Source organism: Curtobacterium sp. MCBD17_035, assembly GCF_003234815.2.
In the GTDB taxonomy this organism is placed as follows: domain Bacteria; phylum Actinomycetota; class Actinomycetes; order Actinomycetales; family Microbacteriaceae; genus Curtobacterium.
In genome coordinates this window covers 147,858-164,093 of the sequence record NZ_CP126279.1, presented here as the reverse complement: position 1 = coordinate 164,093, position 16,236 = coordinate 147,858, and the positions used below count along the sequence as shown (strand labels likewise).

The window sequence follows — 16,236 nt, the reverse complement described above, 5'->3', positions numbered from 1 at the left end:
CCGTCCAGTCTCCGCGACCGGCGCGGCGGTGTCCTGGGTCCACCGGTCCCAGGACGCCGCGGACGGCGCCGGCGCCGCAGCCGCCCGCGCACAGCACGACCACGCAGCCGCCCGCGCACAGCACGACCACGCAGCCGACCGCGCACAGCACGACCACGCAGCCGCCCGCGGGCAGCACGACGACGCAGCAGCATCCGTCCCCGCGCGCAGCCCGACGACGCAGCCCCGTCCGACCGCACTCAGGCCCGGGCCGCCGCCGCTCCCCTCGGCCCGGCCGTCCGCGGCCGCAGCGCCCCGGAGGCCACGAACGCGGCGACGAACGCTGCCGCCACGAGCCACAGCGCGGTGAGGACGCTCGACCGCTCGGCGAGGAGCCCGATGGCCGGCGGACCGGCGAAGTTCGCGAAGTACCCGATCGACGCGACGACGCTGACCCGCGCGGCGGGGTCCGGGCCGGACTCGGCCGCGGCGGACATGCCGAGCGGGAACCCCATCGACACCCCGACCGCCCAGAGCAGCACCCCGACGAGCGCGATCCACCAGGTCCCGCCGAGGATGAACGCGACCGCGCCGAGCACCCCGAGCGCCGCCGTCACGCGGACGGTCCACACGCGGCCGAACCGGTCGACGAACGGGCCGCCGAGTGCCCGGGTGGCGGCCTCGGTGAGCGCGAACACGGTGAAGAACAGCGCGGCGACCGCTGCGGGTTCGCCGTGGTCGTCCCGGGTGGCGAGGGTGAGCCAGTTGTTCGCGGACCCCTCGCCGAGTTCGACGCCGAGCATGACGACCCCGATGAGCAGGAGCCGCCAGTCGGCCCATCCGCGCAGCCACTCGAGCACCTTGCGGCCGGTGGTCTGGGGCTCCCCCGGCTCCTCGGTCCGGGCGCCGGCCGGGATCGAGCGGGTCAGGACGAGGCCCGCCACGGCGATCGCGACGGCCTCGCCGACGAACTGGACCGACGGTGCGATGCCGAGCGCCGCGCAAGCCGCACCGATCCCGGACCCGAGTGCCGCGCCTCCCGACCATGCCGCGTGCATGAGCGGCAGGAAGGTGCGGCCCATCGCGGCCTCGACAGCCGTGCCCTCGACATTGATCATGACGTCGAGGGACCCGATCCCGAGCCCGGCCGCGACGAACGCGACGGCGACCAGGGGAACGGACCCGAGGGCGGCGGCGAGGCCGATGACGGCGAGCGCGACGGCGACCAGGAGGATCGTGCTCGCGATCGCACGTCGGCTCCCGAGCGTCCGCAGCAGCGGGGTGGCGAGCAGCAGCCCGGCGACGGACCCGACGGTGACGGCGGCGAGCACGACGCCGATGGTGCCGGTCGTCACGTGGAGCTCCGCGCGGAGCTCCGGCAGGCGCGGTCCCCACGCGGCGAGGGTGATGCCACCGATGCCGAACGCGACGATGATCGCGGTCCGCCATCGGACGAGGACACGGCGGTCGACGACGGCGTCGGCACCGGAACGGGAGTCGGTCACGCTCCGGATCGTAACGGCGCCGCGGGACGCGCCGGGGAAACTACACACCGGAAGGTATTGCGTGTAGCGTCGTCCCGATCCTGTCGACGACGCCGGAGCATCGCACGGCCGCGACGGGTGGACACCCCTGCCAGGACCGAAGGAGTTCCGAATGCCCATCACCTCCGTGCAGCTGTACTCGCTGCGGGACGCCGTCGCGGCCGACCTGGACGCCGCCGTCGCGCGGGTCCGCGAGATCGGCTACGAGCACGTCGAGCCGTACGCGTTCCAGGAGCGCGTCGACGACTACGAGCGCGTGTTCGCCGCGACCGGCCTCACCGCGCCGTCCGGTCACGCCGCCGTGATCGACTCGGAGGCCCCCGAGGCCGTGTTCGAGGCCGCCGTGCGCCTCGGCATCACGACCGTCATCGACCCGTTCATCCCGACGGACCGGTGGCAGACCGCCGACGACGCGAAGCGCCTCGCCGAGCGCGTCAACACGCTCACCGAGCAGGCGGCGGGCTCCGGCCTCCGCTTCGGGTACCACAACCACCAGTGGGAGTTCACGAACAAGGTCGACGGTCGTCCGATCTACGAGCTGTTCGTCGAGCAGCTCGCCCCCGAGGTCGTCCTCGAGGTCGACACGTTCTGGGCCACCGTCGGCGGTGCCGACGCACCGGCCGTGCTCCGCGGGCTCGGCGACCGCGTCGTCGCGATCCACGTCAAGGACGGCAAGGTGACCGGGGACATCGCCACGGCCCTCCCGTCGAGCGAGAGCGCGCTCGTCGTGCCCGACGCGCTCAAGGCGGCGTTCGAGAACCAGACCCCCGCCGGTCAGGGCGACGTCGACGTCGCCGCGATCCTCGCCGCGGCCCCGCAGGCCCTGCGTGTCGTCGAGTTCGACGCCTACAAGGGCGACGTGTTCGAGGGCATCGCCGAGTCCCTGGCCTGGCTGGGCGAGAACGACCACTGAGCTGAGCTCGACAGCGGGGCCGCACCGGGTGATCCGGCGCGGCCCCGCCCCGTTCCCATCGGCAGCGCCGTCCCGATCAGGCAGCCGGCCCCGGCGGCACGATCGACTCGAGGAGCCGGAGGACCCGCGCGCCGTCGACGGCTTCGGGGTCGAGCAGCCACTGCACCTGCAGCCCGTCGGACGCCGCGATGCTCAGCGAGGCGAGGTCCTGCGCGTCGAGGTCCGCGCGGATCCGCCCGGCCTCCTGGTCGCGTCGGATGAGCTCGGCGAGGTCGTGGCGCAGCGATCGAAAACGCTCGCGCATGAACTCCCGCGTCCCCGGGTGGCCCTCCTGCACCGCGTCGGCCGCGAGCGTCGTGTAGAGCTGCACCAGCCCGGGCACGGACCGGTTGCGGTCGGTGCTCTCGCGCATGTCCCCGATCGCCGAGGTCGGGGGTTCGGCCGCCGAGACGGTGCGGACCTCGTGCTCCCGGTACACGGCGACGAGGAGTTCGTCCCGGGACGAGAAGTAGTGCCGCAGCGCCGCGTGCGAGATGCCGAGCGCGTCCGCCACAGAACGGATCGACGACGCGTCGACCCCCTGCTCGGCGACCATCCGGATCATCTCGTCGAGGATCTGCGCGCGCCGCTCCGCCCCCTTGCGGTACCCGCGCCGTGGGGCGTCCTCGGCGGATCCAGCGCTGGTCACGCCCCCAACGTAGCGCCAGCCGGGAGGGCCGGGGGCACGTTCGCGAGATCGGCCGCCGGTCGGGTTGCACCGGAGCGACGGGGAGGGCAACCTGCTCACCGTGCCACACGTCCCGCGGCACGCACCGCCCCACGAGGCCCCGGAGCACGATGACCGACCACCGCCCCACCGTCCTGTTCGTGTGTGTCCACAACGCCGGGCGATCACAGATGGCCGCGGGCTACCTGCAGCACCTCGCGGGCGACCGCGTGACCGTGCTGTCGGCGGGCAGCGAACCGGCGGACCACATCAACCCCGTCGCCGTCGCGGCCATGGCCGAGGACGGCATCGACATCACCGCCGGTCGGCCGACCGTGCTCGAGACGGACACCGTCCGCGCGTCCGACGTCGTCATCACCATGGGGTGCGGCGACGCGTGCCCGGTGTTCCCCGGCAAGCGCTCCGAGGACTGGGAGCTCACCGATCCCGCGGGCTTGCCGCTGGAGCAGGTGCGGCCCGTCCGTGACGAGATCCGGCGGCGCGTCAGGGCGCTCGTCGCGGAGCTCGACGCCTGACCCGTCCGGCGCGATCGACGGCACGGTCGCTTCTGCGGCACGGTCGCTTCTGCAGCCCGACCGCTCCCGCGGCCCTACCGCTTCCATCGGCCCGCGCCTACGCTGTCCTCAGATCGCCCGGAGAGCAGGAGTCGACGATGACCGAACGCAACGCTTCCGACGGCACCCCCGGCAACGTGGTCCGCGGTGAGGTGATCATCCTGCAGCTCGACCCGGCGGAGCTGCTGAGCGAACCCCCGACCGACGCGGAGTTCGTCGGCGTCCTGCTGTCGAGCACCGAGGGGCGGCCGTCGTACTTCGCCGGGCACCGCATCGGCGGCGAGGCCTACGACCGCGTGTCGATGAAGTTCAGCGACCGCGAGCGGGTGTGGGTGAAGGTCGCCGACTCGGGCCCCGACGTGACGTACCGGCTCATCACGGCGAACCAGTACGCGACCGGGCGTCCCTGACGGCTCCGCCCTGCGCGCCCGGGCCCTCGCGCCCGGGCCCCCGCGCGAGGTCGGCCGAGCACGAGTCGCCCACGCACGGCTCGCCCGGGCGCGGCCCGGGGTGCATGATGCCGTCATGACCATCGGCTTCGACCGCGACTCCTGGGACGCCCACTGGCGCGACGCCGACGGCGACGAAGCCGAGGGACCGACCACTCCGACCCCGTACCTGGTGCAGGCGGCGGAGGCCGGGCCTCCCGGCTCCGCGCTCGACGCGGGGTGCGGCACCGGGACGGACGCGGTGTGGCTCGCGCAGCACGGCTGGCACGTGACCGGCGTCGACATCGCGCCGACCGCGCTCGAACGCGCCGCACGGCGCGCAGCCGTGGCGGAGGTCACGGACGCGGTCAGCTGGGTGGCCGCGGACCTGACCACCTGGGAACCCGAGCGCCGCTTCGACCTGGTGACGACCGCCTACGCGCACGCGACGATCCCGCAGCTCGCGCTCTACGAGCGGATCGGCGGGTGGGTCGCGCCCGGTGGCACGCTGCTCGTCGTCGGGCACCGACACGGGTCGCACCACCGGCACGACGCCGCACCGCCCGAGGAGGCCACGGTCGGTGCCGCCGACGTCGCCGCCCTGTTCGACGGACCCGACTGGCGCGTCGACCGTGCGGAGGAGCCGCGGCGCGAGATCGTGCGCCGCAGCGGCCCGGTCGTGCTCCACGACGTCGTGGTGCGCGCCACGCGCCTGCCCTGACCAGACGGCCCACGCGGAGGGTCCACGCGGAGGGACCCTCGGGGTGAGGCCGTGACGGCCCTCCCCACCGGGTGTGCTGCGGGGACCCTCCACATCCCCGTTCTGGGGAGGACCGCGGCGGACGGCACGACTGGTAGCGTTCCCGGGCCGACGAGGGGGAGCACGTGACCTACTGGACGACCGGGGAGCATCCGGGGACCGCCGAACGCCGCACCGGGGGTGTCCTGCTGCTCATCGTGGTGGCGGTGCTCGCCGGGCTGATCGGCGGGGCGATCGCCGCGTTCACGACCGGGCCGGTGATCGCGCACCGGTTGGTCCTCGGCGAGTTCACGAAGGCCGTCCACTGGACCGCGTGCGGTCACGACCGCTGCGCCGCCGTGGAGGCCCCGCTCGACTGGGAGGACCCGGGCACGCGCGCGATCCACCTGGCGCTCATCGAGCACCGCGCCACCGGCAAGCGCCTCGGCACGCTGCTCGTCGACCCCGGCGGGCCGGGTGAGTCCGGCGTCGACCTCGTCGGGAGCAGCGTGCGGAACGCCGTCACGGCCACGGTCGCGCGGCACTACGACGTCGTCGGGTTCGACCCCCGCGGCGTCGGGTACTCCAGCGCGGTGCACTGCGGTGGCGCCGCCGAGCTCGACCGGTACCTCTACAGCGTCCTCCCCGGCACCATGGGATCGAGCACGTGGCTCGCCGCGGACCGCGAGCGTGCCCGGACGTTCGCCCACGACTGCGCCGAGCACACCGGAGCGCTGCTCGGGCACGTCGACACGGTGAGCGCCGCCCGCGACATGGAGCTCCTCCGCGCCGATCTCGGCATGCGGCGCCTCGACTACCTCGGGTACTCGTACGGCACCGAACTCGGCAGCGTCTACGCGTCCCTCTACCCCCACCACGTCGGCAGGTTCGTGCTCGACGGCGCCGTCGACATCTGGACCCCGACCTCCACCGACGGCGTCGTGGCGCAGGCGAAGGGCTTCGAGGGCGACCTCCGCGCCTGGGCCCGGGCCTGCGTCCGCGGATCGGAGAGCGCCGTCGTCGGCGACGCCACCTGCCCCTTCACGGGCACCGTCGACCACGCGATGAGCCGGATCCGTCACCTGCTGCACGCGGCCGACACGCATCCCCTGATGGCGAGCGACGGGCGGCGACTCGACGGGGCGACGCTCTCGACCGCGATCGTCAACGACCTGTACAGCACCACGGAGTGGCCCGCCCTGACCACCATGCTCCGCGGCGTCGCGGCCGGCGACCCGGCCAAGGCGTTCCACGCGGCCGACGCCTACAACGGCCGGCGCTCGAACGGGAAGTACTGGGACAACGCGACCGAGGCGTTCACCGCGATCGGCTGCCTCGACGGCGGCGCTGACGACGTGACCGCGGACATGCGCCACGAGGCGAAGCAGCTCTCGCACGCGGCGCCGACGCTCGGTCCCTACCAGGCGTACGGCGACGTCACCTGCGGGGAGTGGCCGGACGGCATGGTCGCGTCCCCGCCGCCCCCGACGCACGGCGGGCAGGACCCCGTGCTCGTCATCGGCTCGACTGGCGACCCCGCGACCCCGTACCACCAGGCGAAGACCCTGGCCGCGCTGTTCCCGTCCGGGCACCTCGTCACCCACGTCGGCGAGGGGCACCTGGCGTACAACTACGGCGACGAGTGCGTCGACGACACGGTGGACGCGTACCTCGTGCAGGGGCTCGTGCCGAGTCGCGATCCGCGGTGCCGCTGAGACGCTGAGCCGGGGGCCTGCCCGCTGGCCTCGGAAGTGACAGCAACGCTCACGTTACTGTCACTTGTCGCTCGTAAGTGGAAATAGCGGCGCCGTTACTGTCACTTACGGGCCACAACTGATAGTTTAACCCTCGCTGATGTCAGTTGTGTGCAGGAGGGAGACGTGGTGTCCTGGCCCGCGCGGACGTTCCGGACCGTTCCGTGGACTCCGTCCTCACGGCGTGGGTCCTCTGCCGATCGGCGCCTGACCGAGGTCGACGTCTCGGTGCCACCGCACATCGCCGGGCTCCCCTTCACGGCCGTGACCTCGCGAGAACTCGAGCGCGCGATGCGCGAGGTGCGGACGCTCGAGGAGACCTACGCCGACGTCCTCCGACCGCTCGCCGGGTTCCTCGTCAGGACCGAGTCCGTCGCCTCGTCGAAGATCGAGCACGTCACGGCGTCCGTCGAGGACTTCGCGCGTGCGTTGGGCGGGGTCCGGTCGAACTCGTCGGCCGTCTCGATGGTGTCCGCCGGTCGCGCCATGACGAAGTTGATCGACACGGCGCACCCGGCGATCACCCTCGACGCGATCCTGGCCGCGCACCACGCCCTGATGTCGGAAGATCCGTCCGAGCGCATCTCCGCCGGGCGACTCCGTGACGTCCAGAACTGGATCGGCGGCAGCGACCACAGTCCGCGAGGCGCGCTCTACGTCCCGCCACCGGCCGAGGCCGTCGACGACCTCATGACTGACCTGATCACGTTCGCGAACGCCGACGACGTCCATCCCGTGGCGCAGGCCGCGATCGTGCACGCGCAGTTCGAGACCATCCACCCGTTCACCGATGGCAACGGCCGCATCGGACGAGCGCTCCTCGGTGCCGTGCTCCGCCGTCGCGGCGTCGCCCGGAGCACGGTCGTGCCGGTCGCCTCGGCGCTCTCGGCCGACACAGAGCACTACTTCGACTCGCTCACTGCCTACCGGGATGGCGACGCGGACCGCATCGTCGAGGACATCGCGCTCTCCACGCAGATCGCCGCCCGTGAGTCGGAGCACACGGCCGCGCTGTTCCGCACCCTGCCCTCCGATTGGCGTGCCGCCGCCAGCCCACGCCGGGGTTCGGGCGCGGAGGACGTCATCGACCATCTCCTCGCGCTCCCGGTGTTCACCGTCGAGCAGATGGCCCATGAGACGCATCGCGACGAGCAGACGGTGTTCCGCGCTGTCGCTCGACTCGAGGACTCGGGCGTGATCCACGAGGTCACGGACCGGAAGCGTGACCGCGTGTTCGCGGCGCGCGACGTCCTCGACGAACTCGACGACCTCGACCTGCGCATCCGGAACGCCATCACGGCAGAGCGCCGCGGGTAGTCGGAACGCGTCCCGACCCTGCCCCTGTGGAAACGTCGTCCGCGCCGCCTGTCGATTCCCGCACACCCCGTTCGACAAGGGAGTACCGGTGGAACCACCGGCGACGACGACGGGAGACGACATGACCCAGTACGCGATCCTCATCTACCCCGGTGCAGGTCCGGCCACCGCCGAGGACCTCGCCGAACACGACCAGCACGCGGCCGACCTCATCGCGTCGGGCGCGCTCGTGGCGGCCTTCGCACTGACACCGCCCGAGGTGACCACCACGGTCCGGGACGGCGTGGTCAGCGACGGCCCGTTCGCCGAGACGAAGGAGGTCATCGCCGGCCTCGGCATCATCGAGGCGCCCGACCTCGACGCTGCACTCGCGATCGCCGCCCGCAACCCGGCCACGTGGCAGGGCGGCGCGGTGGAGGTCCGGCCGGTGGTCGGCGGATGGGTCCGCGGCGACGTGGGAGCGGCCTCCGGGCAGGCTCCTGGCGTCCCCGCCGCCGACGGGGCATGACGGGCACGACCCCGGCGGTCGTGCGCGCGGCGCTCGAGGAGGCCCACCGCCGCGGGTGGGCGGGCCTCCTCACCGCCACGGCGCGGGTGACGCGCGATCTCGACCTGGCCGAGGAGTGTGTGCAGGAGGCATCGGCCACGGCGATCGAGGCCTGGTCGACCGGCGGCGTGCCCGACGACCCGGTGGCCTGGCTCGCGACGGTGTCCCGTCGTCGCGCACTCGACGCCGTCCGCCGGGCGATGACGCTGCGGCGGAAGCTCCCGTTGCTCGTCGAGCCGGATCCGTCGCCGTCCCCGTCGGAGCCGCGGGACACCCCCGATCACCGCCTCGACCTGGTGTTCCTGTGCTGTCACCCGGCGCTCGCCCCCGAGTCCCAGCTCGCGCTGACGCTCCGCCTGGTGTGCGGGATCCCCACCGCCGACGCCGCGCGGCTGCTCCTGGTGCCGGAGGCGACCATGGCAGCCCGGCTCACCCGGGCGAAGCGGAAGGTCCACGACGCGCGGATCCCGTTCCGCACCCCGCCGGCCGCCGAGCTCCCGCACCGGCTGCCGATGGTCCTCGCCACCGTGCACCTCGTGTTCACGGCCGGCCACACGGCTCCGTCCGGTGCGGGACTGCTGCAGCAGGACCTCCTGGACCGGGCCGTCGAACTCGGCCGGATGCTCGTGGCGGTGCTGCCCGACGACCCCGAGGTGCAGGGCCTGCTCGCGCTCATGCTCGCGACCGACGCCCGACGCAGCACGCGGGTCGACGCCGCCGGCGCGCTCGTCCCCCTCGCCGACCAGGACCGGAGCCGGTGGGACCGCGCCATGATCGAGGAGGCCCGTGACCGCGCACTCCGCGCGCTCCGGCCCCCGCCCGGACGCTTCGCGCTGCAGGCCGCGATCGCCGTCCTGCACGCCGAGGCGCCGTCCACCGCGGCAACGGACTGGAGGCAGATCCGGGCACTGTACGACGCGCTCGCCCGCGCGTGGCCGTCGCCGATGGTCCTGCTCGCCCGGGCGGTCGCCACCGCCGAGGTCGACGGCCCCGTCGCCGCCCTCGTCGAACTCGAGCGGTTGCGGGACGACGCCCGGCTCGCCCGAAACCACCACCTCGCGGCGACGCGCGCCGAGCTGCTCCACCGCAGCGGGCGGCCCGAGGAGGCCGTGGTCGCGTGCGATCGCGCACTCGCCCTGGTCGAGAACGCGGCCGAGCGCGATCACCTACTCGTGCGGCGGGCGGTCTACGCGGGGGTCGAGACGTCGCGGAGGTGAAGCGCGCCGAGGTAGTCGTCGAACGTCCACGGGCGTTCAGTCTCGGTCGTCGGATCTTCGGCGAACTTCAGAACCCTGGCCGCCCAATCCTCGATCAGGGTCGAGAGGGGGAACGTGCGCGTCCCGAACGCGACGGGCTGATCCAGATCCGTGATCTTCACGCTCACACCTCCCTGAGCTGCCGCTCGAGATCCCATCCTTCTGGTGGACCCTCGCGAGACCACCAAGGCGCACCAAGATCAAGCCAGTTCTGCCGCCATTGGTCGTAATCGATGCCCCTGTCGTCATCCGTCACGCCGAACTGATAGCCGCAACAGGGGCAGATATCGAACGAGGGAAGACCGTACCGATTACGCGCCGGCTCGTACAAGCCGGGATATCTGCACACAGGACAGCGGTACATCGTCACCATGTCCACCACCGTCCCCTGTCGATCACCGCAGCAGCTCTCGCGCTCCGGCATGCGGTACGTCCTCCTGCAACCGCCCGGATTCCATGCAGTCCCCTCCGTCCTCAATGGTCCAGCGCTCTCACCTGTATCGCCCAGTCGTGGTAGCGCACTCAAGTGAGGCTGACCGAGCATCCTCGACCGGAACGCGGCACGGTATCGGTCACGATCTCGACCTCGATCTCGATGCCGTCGGTGAGCCTGCGGTGATGCGCGACGACACCTGGCGCCCGGCCGGCATCACCACAGATCGACCAAGAGCGACGCACCCATGCTGAAGCGCCCCCGCTCGCGGTCCGGGCGTCAGCCGGGACGGACGATGTGCGTGGTCCGCCCGCGGCGCCTCAGCGGGACCACGGAGCTCCGGAGTCGGCCGCGGGCGGCTCCGGCATGCCGACCGGGCCAGCCGACGGCTGCGGACCCGTGACCGAGGAGGACCAGGCGCCGCCCGGACCAGTCGGCGTCACCGGGTCGTTCGCGCCGTACGAGTACTGGCTCGTCTGCTGCACGCCCGTCGGTCCGGGGTCGGCTCCGGGTCCGGCTCCGGCTCCGGTCCGGGGTGCGAGGTACCGCCCGAGCGCGGAGTCGAGGACCCGCGGTCCGACCTCGGTCAGCCCCGTGGAGCTCGAGGTCGGCTGGTTCAGGAAGCCGTGGTCGGAGCTCCAGCCGGCATCGCTGCTGACGGCGACGCCGAACGGGTCGAACCACCGCCGCACGACCGCACCGGTCCTCGAGTTGCTCTCGAGGTCGACGGTCCCGTCGACGTCGGCGTCGAGCAACCAGACGGTCGCGGCACCGGTGCCGTCGGTGTCCCGTTCGGCGACGGTGATGCCCCGGACGGAGTACGTGCGCGATGCAGTCACGGTGGTCGACCCCGGCGCCTGGTGGAGCTCGGTGTCGCCGATGACGAGGGAAGCACCGTCGACCCGGTCGTCCTGCAGCAGCAGGTGGCCGTTCGCGTCATGGACGTCACCCTGCACCTGGCCACCGTCCGCCGCGGTGATCGACTGCACCCTGCCGTCAGCGTCGTACGCCACAGCGCGCCCGTCGAGGCTCGTGGTGTCACCGTCCGCGTCGTAGGCGAGCTGGTCGGTCGTCGTGGTGGTCCCGTCGGTCGTGGTCACCGACTGTGCGGCGTGGGGCTGGTCCGAGCCCGCTGCCGGGTAGGCGTACGTGCTCGTCGTGTCCGGACCGCCGGTTGCGGAGTGGTCCGTCTCCGACAGGCGGTTCCCGGTCGCGGTGTCATAGGCGTAGCTGTGCCAGTAGGGCGCAGCGCCGCCGAGGCCTGCGGCCGTGGGAGCGCTGGCGCAGGCACCCGAGGCGGGGGTCCAGGCGTTGGTGATCTCCTGGAGCGAGTCGTAGCCGAAGCACTGCATCTCAGCCCCCGCCGCGCCGGTCGTGACCGCCGAGGTGATGACGCCGGCGTCGTTCCGGTGGTAGGTCCGGTCCGCCTGGACCACGGTGGCGGATCCGGTGCCGGTCATGTCCTCGATGCCGGTGAGCGCCCCGGTCGCTTCGTCGTACGAGTAGGCGGAGGAGTTCGCCACGGTCCCGCCACGGTCGATCTGCGCGACCTGGCCGAGCGCGTTCACGAGGACGTCACCGTAATCAGCCGCGCCGCCGATCCCGACCGGGTCACCCAGCGCGCTGTAGTTCGTGACGACCTTCTCGGCCGCGAGACCCCCCATCGCTCGGTAGGTGGTCGCGAGGAGCGAACCGTCCACCGCGTACCCGTAGGCGAGGGTGTAGGTCGTGCCACCGAACGCGGGTGCTGCCGACGGGATCGAGATCGTCTCGCCCGTGGGCTCGTCGTACGCGTTGTACCCGGAGTAAGACGTCGTGTACGCGGCGCCGGGGACACCGGGCACCGAGCCCGTGTAGCTCGACGATGACGTCAGCTGACCGACCTTGCGGCTGTCGTAGGTCCACGAGTCGAGCAGCGCGCCGCTGGTGCTGCCGTCGTACTCGGCGGTCCTCCGGCCGTCGTCGTCGTACGTGTACGCCACCGTCCGTCCCCGCGCGTCCGTCCGGATGAGCTGCTCGCCGTCCAGGTCGTAGGTGGCGGTCGTCATCCCGGAGTCGGGGTCGACGGCGGACACCTGGTCGCCCTGGAGGTCGTAGGTCCACCGCGACTCGTTGCCGGCCGGGTCGGTCATCGACGTCATCTGCCCGGCGGCGTCGTACCCGTACGTGGTCGTGTCGGCCCCCGTGCTGCTCGACGGGGTGCTGCCCAGGTACTGCACCAGCTTCGTCCACCGCCCGAGGGAATCCGTGGAGGTCGCCGTCGGGATCCCACCGCTCGGCGGCGTGGTGACGACCTCGTCGCTCCCCGGGTAGGTGTCCGTCGTCCGGTACAGCTCCTTGCCGAAGGACCGCGTGGCCGTCGCCAGCGTGCGGCCGGCCGCGTCGTACTGCGTCTGGGTCGAGGACTGGATCTGCTGCTGGTTCGCGGGCACGAACAGCTTGGCCGACGGCGCCACCGCACTCGCCCAGTAGTCGTGGTCGACGACGACCACGCGCCCCTGGGCGTCGTACTGGTCGTCGGTGACGATCGAGCCGCCGGAGGGCGACGGCGCCTGCGTCTGGACCTGCTGCCCGAGGCCGTCGAACAGGGTGTCGGTCGTCACGCTCGTGGTGGCGTTCATGGTCGTGGTGGCGACCGCGAACGGCGCGGTCTGCGACTCGGTGTAGGCGTAGGCCGAGGACGGCGACGTCGGGTACGTCGTGCGCGCCCGACCGGGCAGCCACACGTCCGTACGGCGTCCGAGGGCGTCGTACGTGGTCGTGGTGAGGCCGCCGTCCGCCGCGGTCTGCGTGAGGACCTCGCCGCGCGTGCCGTCGTACCCGGTGGTGCTCGTCCAGCCCATCGGGTTGGTCGTGGTCACGCGCGTGGCAGGCCCGCCGACCGTCGGCGTGTACGCGGTCGTGGTCGTCCGGCCGAGCGCGTCCCGGGAGCTGGTCCGCCGACCGAGCGCGTCGTACGTGCTCGTGTCGGTCGTCGTCCACACGGGTGTGGATCCGCTGTACGACGTGACCCTGCGGGTCGACGTCGCGTCGCCGACCGTCGGCACGGCGCCGAACGCGTGCCCGTCATAGCTCGTCTCGGTGTCCGACACCACATCGGCCGGGAGGCCCGGGTCGCCACCGCAGGCAGCGCCCGTCTCCGTCACCTCCTGTGGCAGGTCGACGATCCAAGCGTCGGTGTTCGCCGGCGCGTAGGACGTCGTGACACACGTGGTGCCGGCGTCCGACGTCGCGGTGGTCACGGACGTCGGGTCCCCGTGGGCGTCGTAGGTCGCCGTGGTCTGCGTGGTGCGGCTCCCACCGGACGCGATCGGCTCCGTGGTGGTGCTGTTCCCGTCGGCGACGACCCGGGCCGTGTCGAGGCCGTCGTCCGCTTCGACGCTCCCGGCCCGCGGTGTGTGCACGGTGTCGGACAACAGCGAGCCGCCGACCCCGTCGAGGTCCTTCTCCTCGTACACCCGGCCCGCGAACCACCGCGTGTCAGGGATCGTCGTCCCGGTGACGGCGACGGTCTTCGTCCCACCGCTGGCGGCAGCGCGATCGCCGTCGAGGCCCCGGAAGAACGTGTAGTCCGTGGTCTTCTGCGCCGACGGTGTCGTGGGCGCGCCCTCGCGCACCTCGACCCGGTCGAAGCCCGCCGGGACCGACCACGTGCGCTGCGCGGCCGGCGTCGACGGACTCGTGTCGTACCTCCAGGCCGGTGTTCCGGTGTACACGTAGTCGGTTTCCTGCGCGGGGTCGTCGCCGCCGCCGGTCTTCGGGTCGCGGACGACGCTCGTGACCACGTACTCGTGGAACAGGTCCTGGCGCGCTGCGGCCGCCGGCACCACGGACGATGCCCACGGCTGCGGGAAGCACCGCTCGTCGTTGCTCGCCGCTGCCGCCTCGATCACCGATGCCCGCGCTGCGGTGCACTGCTGTGCGGAGTAATTCACCGAGATCACCGCGCCCGTCGCGGCGGTGATCGACGAGATCCGCCACTTGTCGAGCGGCGCCAGCCCGCCCGTCGCGGACACCCGGTTCTGCATCCGGACACCCGCGAACCTGGTCGCGGGCTCACTGATGCTCGTGCTCCCGGCGTACCCGGTGTGTTGCACCTGGGTCAGCCAGAGGGCCGCGCTCGTGCCGTCGCCGGGCGAGGGGAACGAGTGCGACAGGGTCCACTTGTCGACGGTCGCGGAGCCCGAACCCGAACGGACGCTCGTGGTGACGGTGTCGAGCATCGCGTCGGTCCAGAACGTGGGAACGCGGTGCGCGGAGCAGCTGGCGCTGCACGACTGGTCCCAGGGCACATCGGGGTAGGCGGAGGCGGTGGCCGGCTTGGTCGCCGCCGCGGTGAGGCTCTCCTTGGTGCACGTCTTGTGCGTGGTGTCGCTGCACCGGCCGTAGGCGTCGTAACCAAACGAGGCCCGGCCCGTGGCCGCGTTCGACGAGTACACCGTGCTCCTGGTCAGGCCGTAGTCGACGTGGTCGAGCTGTCCGCCGCGGGTGTACGAGGTGGTGCTGCTGCCGTCCTTGCCGTAGCTGTTCGTCTCGGCGTCGTAGTAGTACGCCTCGGCGTTGCCGTGCGTGTCGACGACGTAGTCGAGGTTCCACCGCCACGCCTGCATGCACGAGGACGACGCGAAGGTCGACGCGTGGCAGGGCTCACCGGCGCCGTTCCCGAACACGGGGACCGTCCAGGCGGAGTTCGTGGTGGCCTTGCCCTTGGCCCAGCCGGGCAGCTCGTTCAGCCCGAACCAGTACTGGGTGCCGTCGGTGGTCGTGAGGCGCCAGCAGTCGGTGTCGGACGTTCCGTTCGCGGCGCAGCCGTGCGCCGTCCCGACCAGGTGCTCGAGGCGTGACCCGTCGTCCGTCTGCAGGTGCCACGCACCCGTTGCGCTGTCGCGGACCAGGGGTGTGCTGTGACCGTCGAGCTCGAGGGTCGCGTTGTCGGTCCTCCAGCAGAGGTCGCCGGAGGTCGCGACGGCGGCGCTGTCGTCCCGCGAGCACGAGACGTACTGTCGCTGGATGAAACCGCCGCCGGTGAGGCTCCATCCGTCGCCGATCGCCGAGGGCTGGTTGTTCGTGGAACCCGTCTCGCGGTCGACCGACTGCGAGTCGTAGGCGAGCGCGAGGTGCGGGGTCGGGCCCGCGGGCGCAGGCGGGACCGTCATCGGGTAGGTCCACGAGAGGGACCCCGTCTGCGCGGCGACGTCCGGGGCGGAGGACGCGACGGACGGAGCGGACGACGGGACGGTCGCGGCGGACGACGGGACGGTCGCAGCGGACGACGGGACGGTCGCAGCGGAGGACGCGACGGACGGAGCGGTCGGGGCCGAGGACGGCACGGTGGGGGCCGCGGCGAACGACCCCGTGCCGCTCGCCGACACCGGTCCGCTCGTCGCCGCGACCGTGGTCGCCGTCGTGGTGATCTTCGGGGTGAGCACGACGGAGCCCGAGCTCGCCGTCGTCGTCACCGCCGTCGCGTTCGTCGCCGAGAGCGCCGCTCCGGCGGGCAGGGTCACCCAGGTCGTCCGGTCCGCGACGTCAGCGCCGTCGGTGCTGGTCAACAGGCTCCTCGGCACCTGGAGCTGGACCGCCCCGGACCTCGTGGTGCGATCGGTCCGCTTGATGTCGAGGGCCAGGCCGTCGAGGTGTCGCGTCTGGGCGGTGGTCGAGCTCACGACGCTGATCGAGACGCTCCGGACCGCACTGGACGAACTGCCCTGCGACTTGACTTGGATGCCAGTCTTGCCGACCGCGGTCCAGCGCGTCGCATTCAGGGCCACCGTGTACGTCCCGGAGGGCCGGCTGACCGCGGGCGTGCTGACGCTCTTGGAGGATGCCGGCGCGGCGGCGACGCGGGCCGAGCTCGCGACGTGGCCGCTGACCGACGTCCCCGGGGCCGCGCTGAGCGACGCGGCCGTCGCCGGTGTCGCGGTCAGCGCGGCGGCGACGGCCGACGTGACTCCGATCGTGACGACGGCAGCCCGACTCGGGAACCCTCTCGGGCGCAGGCCACGTCCGCGGTGGCTCATGCGGCTGACGCCGATAGCCGATACG

Annotated in this window: 12 protein-coding genes; 8 read left to right on the top strand and 4 right to left on the bottom strand. The window is 72.5% G+C overall.

Annotated elements, in window-relative coordinates:
- Positions 1 to 239 precede the first annotated feature (239 nt).
- Complete coding sequence (locus DEI93_RS00805) at positions 240 to 1,484, bottom strand: MFS transporter (protein WP_146244373.1); 1,245 nt, start codon at positions 1,482 to 1,484, stop codon at positions 240 to 242.
- Between the two features lie 151 nt (positions 1,485 to 1,635).
- On the opposite strand from DEI93_RS00805, the gene DEI93_RS00800 reads away from it, so the two are divergent.
- The gene (locus DEI93_RS00800; protein WP_111119534.1) at positions 1,636 to 2,436 is read left to right on the top strand and encodes a sugar phosphate isomerase/epimerase family protein; all 801 of its coding nucleotides are present in this window, start codon (positions 1,636 to 1,638) and stop codon (positions 2,434 to 2,436) included.
- A gap of 76 nt (positions 2,437 to 2,512) precedes the next feature.
- Here DEI93_RS00800 and DEI93_RS00795 read toward each other — a convergent pair whose 3' ends face one another.
- A complete protein-coding gene (locus tag DEI93_RS00795) occupies positions 2,513 to 3,124 on the bottom strand; it encodes a TetR/AcrR family transcriptional regulator (RefSeq protein WP_258372213.1) in 612 nt (203 codons plus the stop codon).
- Positions 3,125 to 3,273: 149 nt separating this feature from the next.
- Between DEI93_RS00795 and DEI93_RS00790 the strand changes: the two genes are divergently transcribed.
- The 7 genes from DEI93_RS00790 (at position 3,274) to DEI93_RS00760 (ending at position 9,719) form a co-directional block, all read left to right on the top strand.
- A complete protein-coding gene (locus tag DEI93_RS00790; RefSeq protein ID WP_111119535.1) occupies positions 3,274 to 3,678 on the top strand; it encodes an arsenate reductase ArsC in 405 nt (134 codons plus the stop codon).
- Between the two features lie 137 nt (positions 3,679 to 3,815).
- Positions 3,816 to 4,127 (top strand): hypothetical protein, encoded by a 312-nt coding sequence (locus DEI93_RS00785; protein WP_111010280.1) that lies wholly within the window; start codon positions 3,816 to 3,818, stop codon positions 4,125 to 4,127.
- Between the two features lie 115 nt (positions 4,128 to 4,242).
- Positions 4,243 to 4,866, top strand: a complete 624-nt coding sequence (locus DEI93_RS00780) for a class I SAM-dependent methyltransferase (protein WP_111119536.1) — start codon at positions 4,243 to 4,245, stop codon at positions 4,864 to 4,866.
- Positions 4,867 to 5,030: 164 nt separating this feature from the next.
- Entirely contained in the window at positions 5,031 to 6,599 is a 1,569-nt protein-coding gene (locus tag DEI93_RS00775; RefSeq protein ID WP_111119537.1) for an alpha/beta hydrolase, read from the top strand.
- Positions 6,600 to 6,764: 165 nt separating this feature from the next.
- Positions 6,765 to 7,955: a Fic family protein gene (locus DEI93_RS00770; protein ID WP_111119538.1), complete on the top strand. Its 1,191-nt coding sequence runs from the start codon at positions 6,765 to 6,767 to the stop codon at positions 7,953 to 7,955.
- 121 nt (positions 7,956 to 8,076) lie between these two features.
- Positions 8,077 to 8,463 (top strand): YciI family protein, encoded by a 387-nt coding sequence (locus tag DEI93_RS00765; RefSeq protein WP_111050108.1) that lies wholly within the window; start codon positions 8,077 to 8,079, stop codon positions 8,461 to 8,463.
- Positions 8,460 to 9,719: an RNA polymerase sigma factor gene (locus DEI93_RS00760; RefSeq protein WP_111119539.1), complete on the top strand. Its 1,260-nt coding sequence runs from the start codon at positions 8,460 to 8,462 to the stop codon at positions 9,717 to 9,719. The genes DEI93_RS00765 and DEI93_RS00760 overlap by 4 nt, the downstream gene beginning before the upstream one ends.
- On the opposite strand, the gene DEI93_RS00755 is transcribed toward DEI93_RS00760, so the two are convergent.
- A complete protein-coding gene (locus DEI93_RS00755) occupies positions 9,689 to 9,880 on the bottom strand; it encodes a hypothetical protein (protein ID WP_146244374.1) in 192 nt (63 codons plus the stop codon). The genes DEI93_RS00760 and DEI93_RS00755 overlap by 31 nt on opposite strands.
- 631 nt (positions 9,881 to 10,511) lie before the next feature.
- Entirely contained in the window at positions 10,512 to 16,211 is a 5,700-nt protein-coding gene (locus DEI93_RS00750) for a hypothetical protein (protein WP_111119541.1), read from the bottom strand.
- Positions 16,212 to 16,236: the final 25 nt, after the last annotated feature.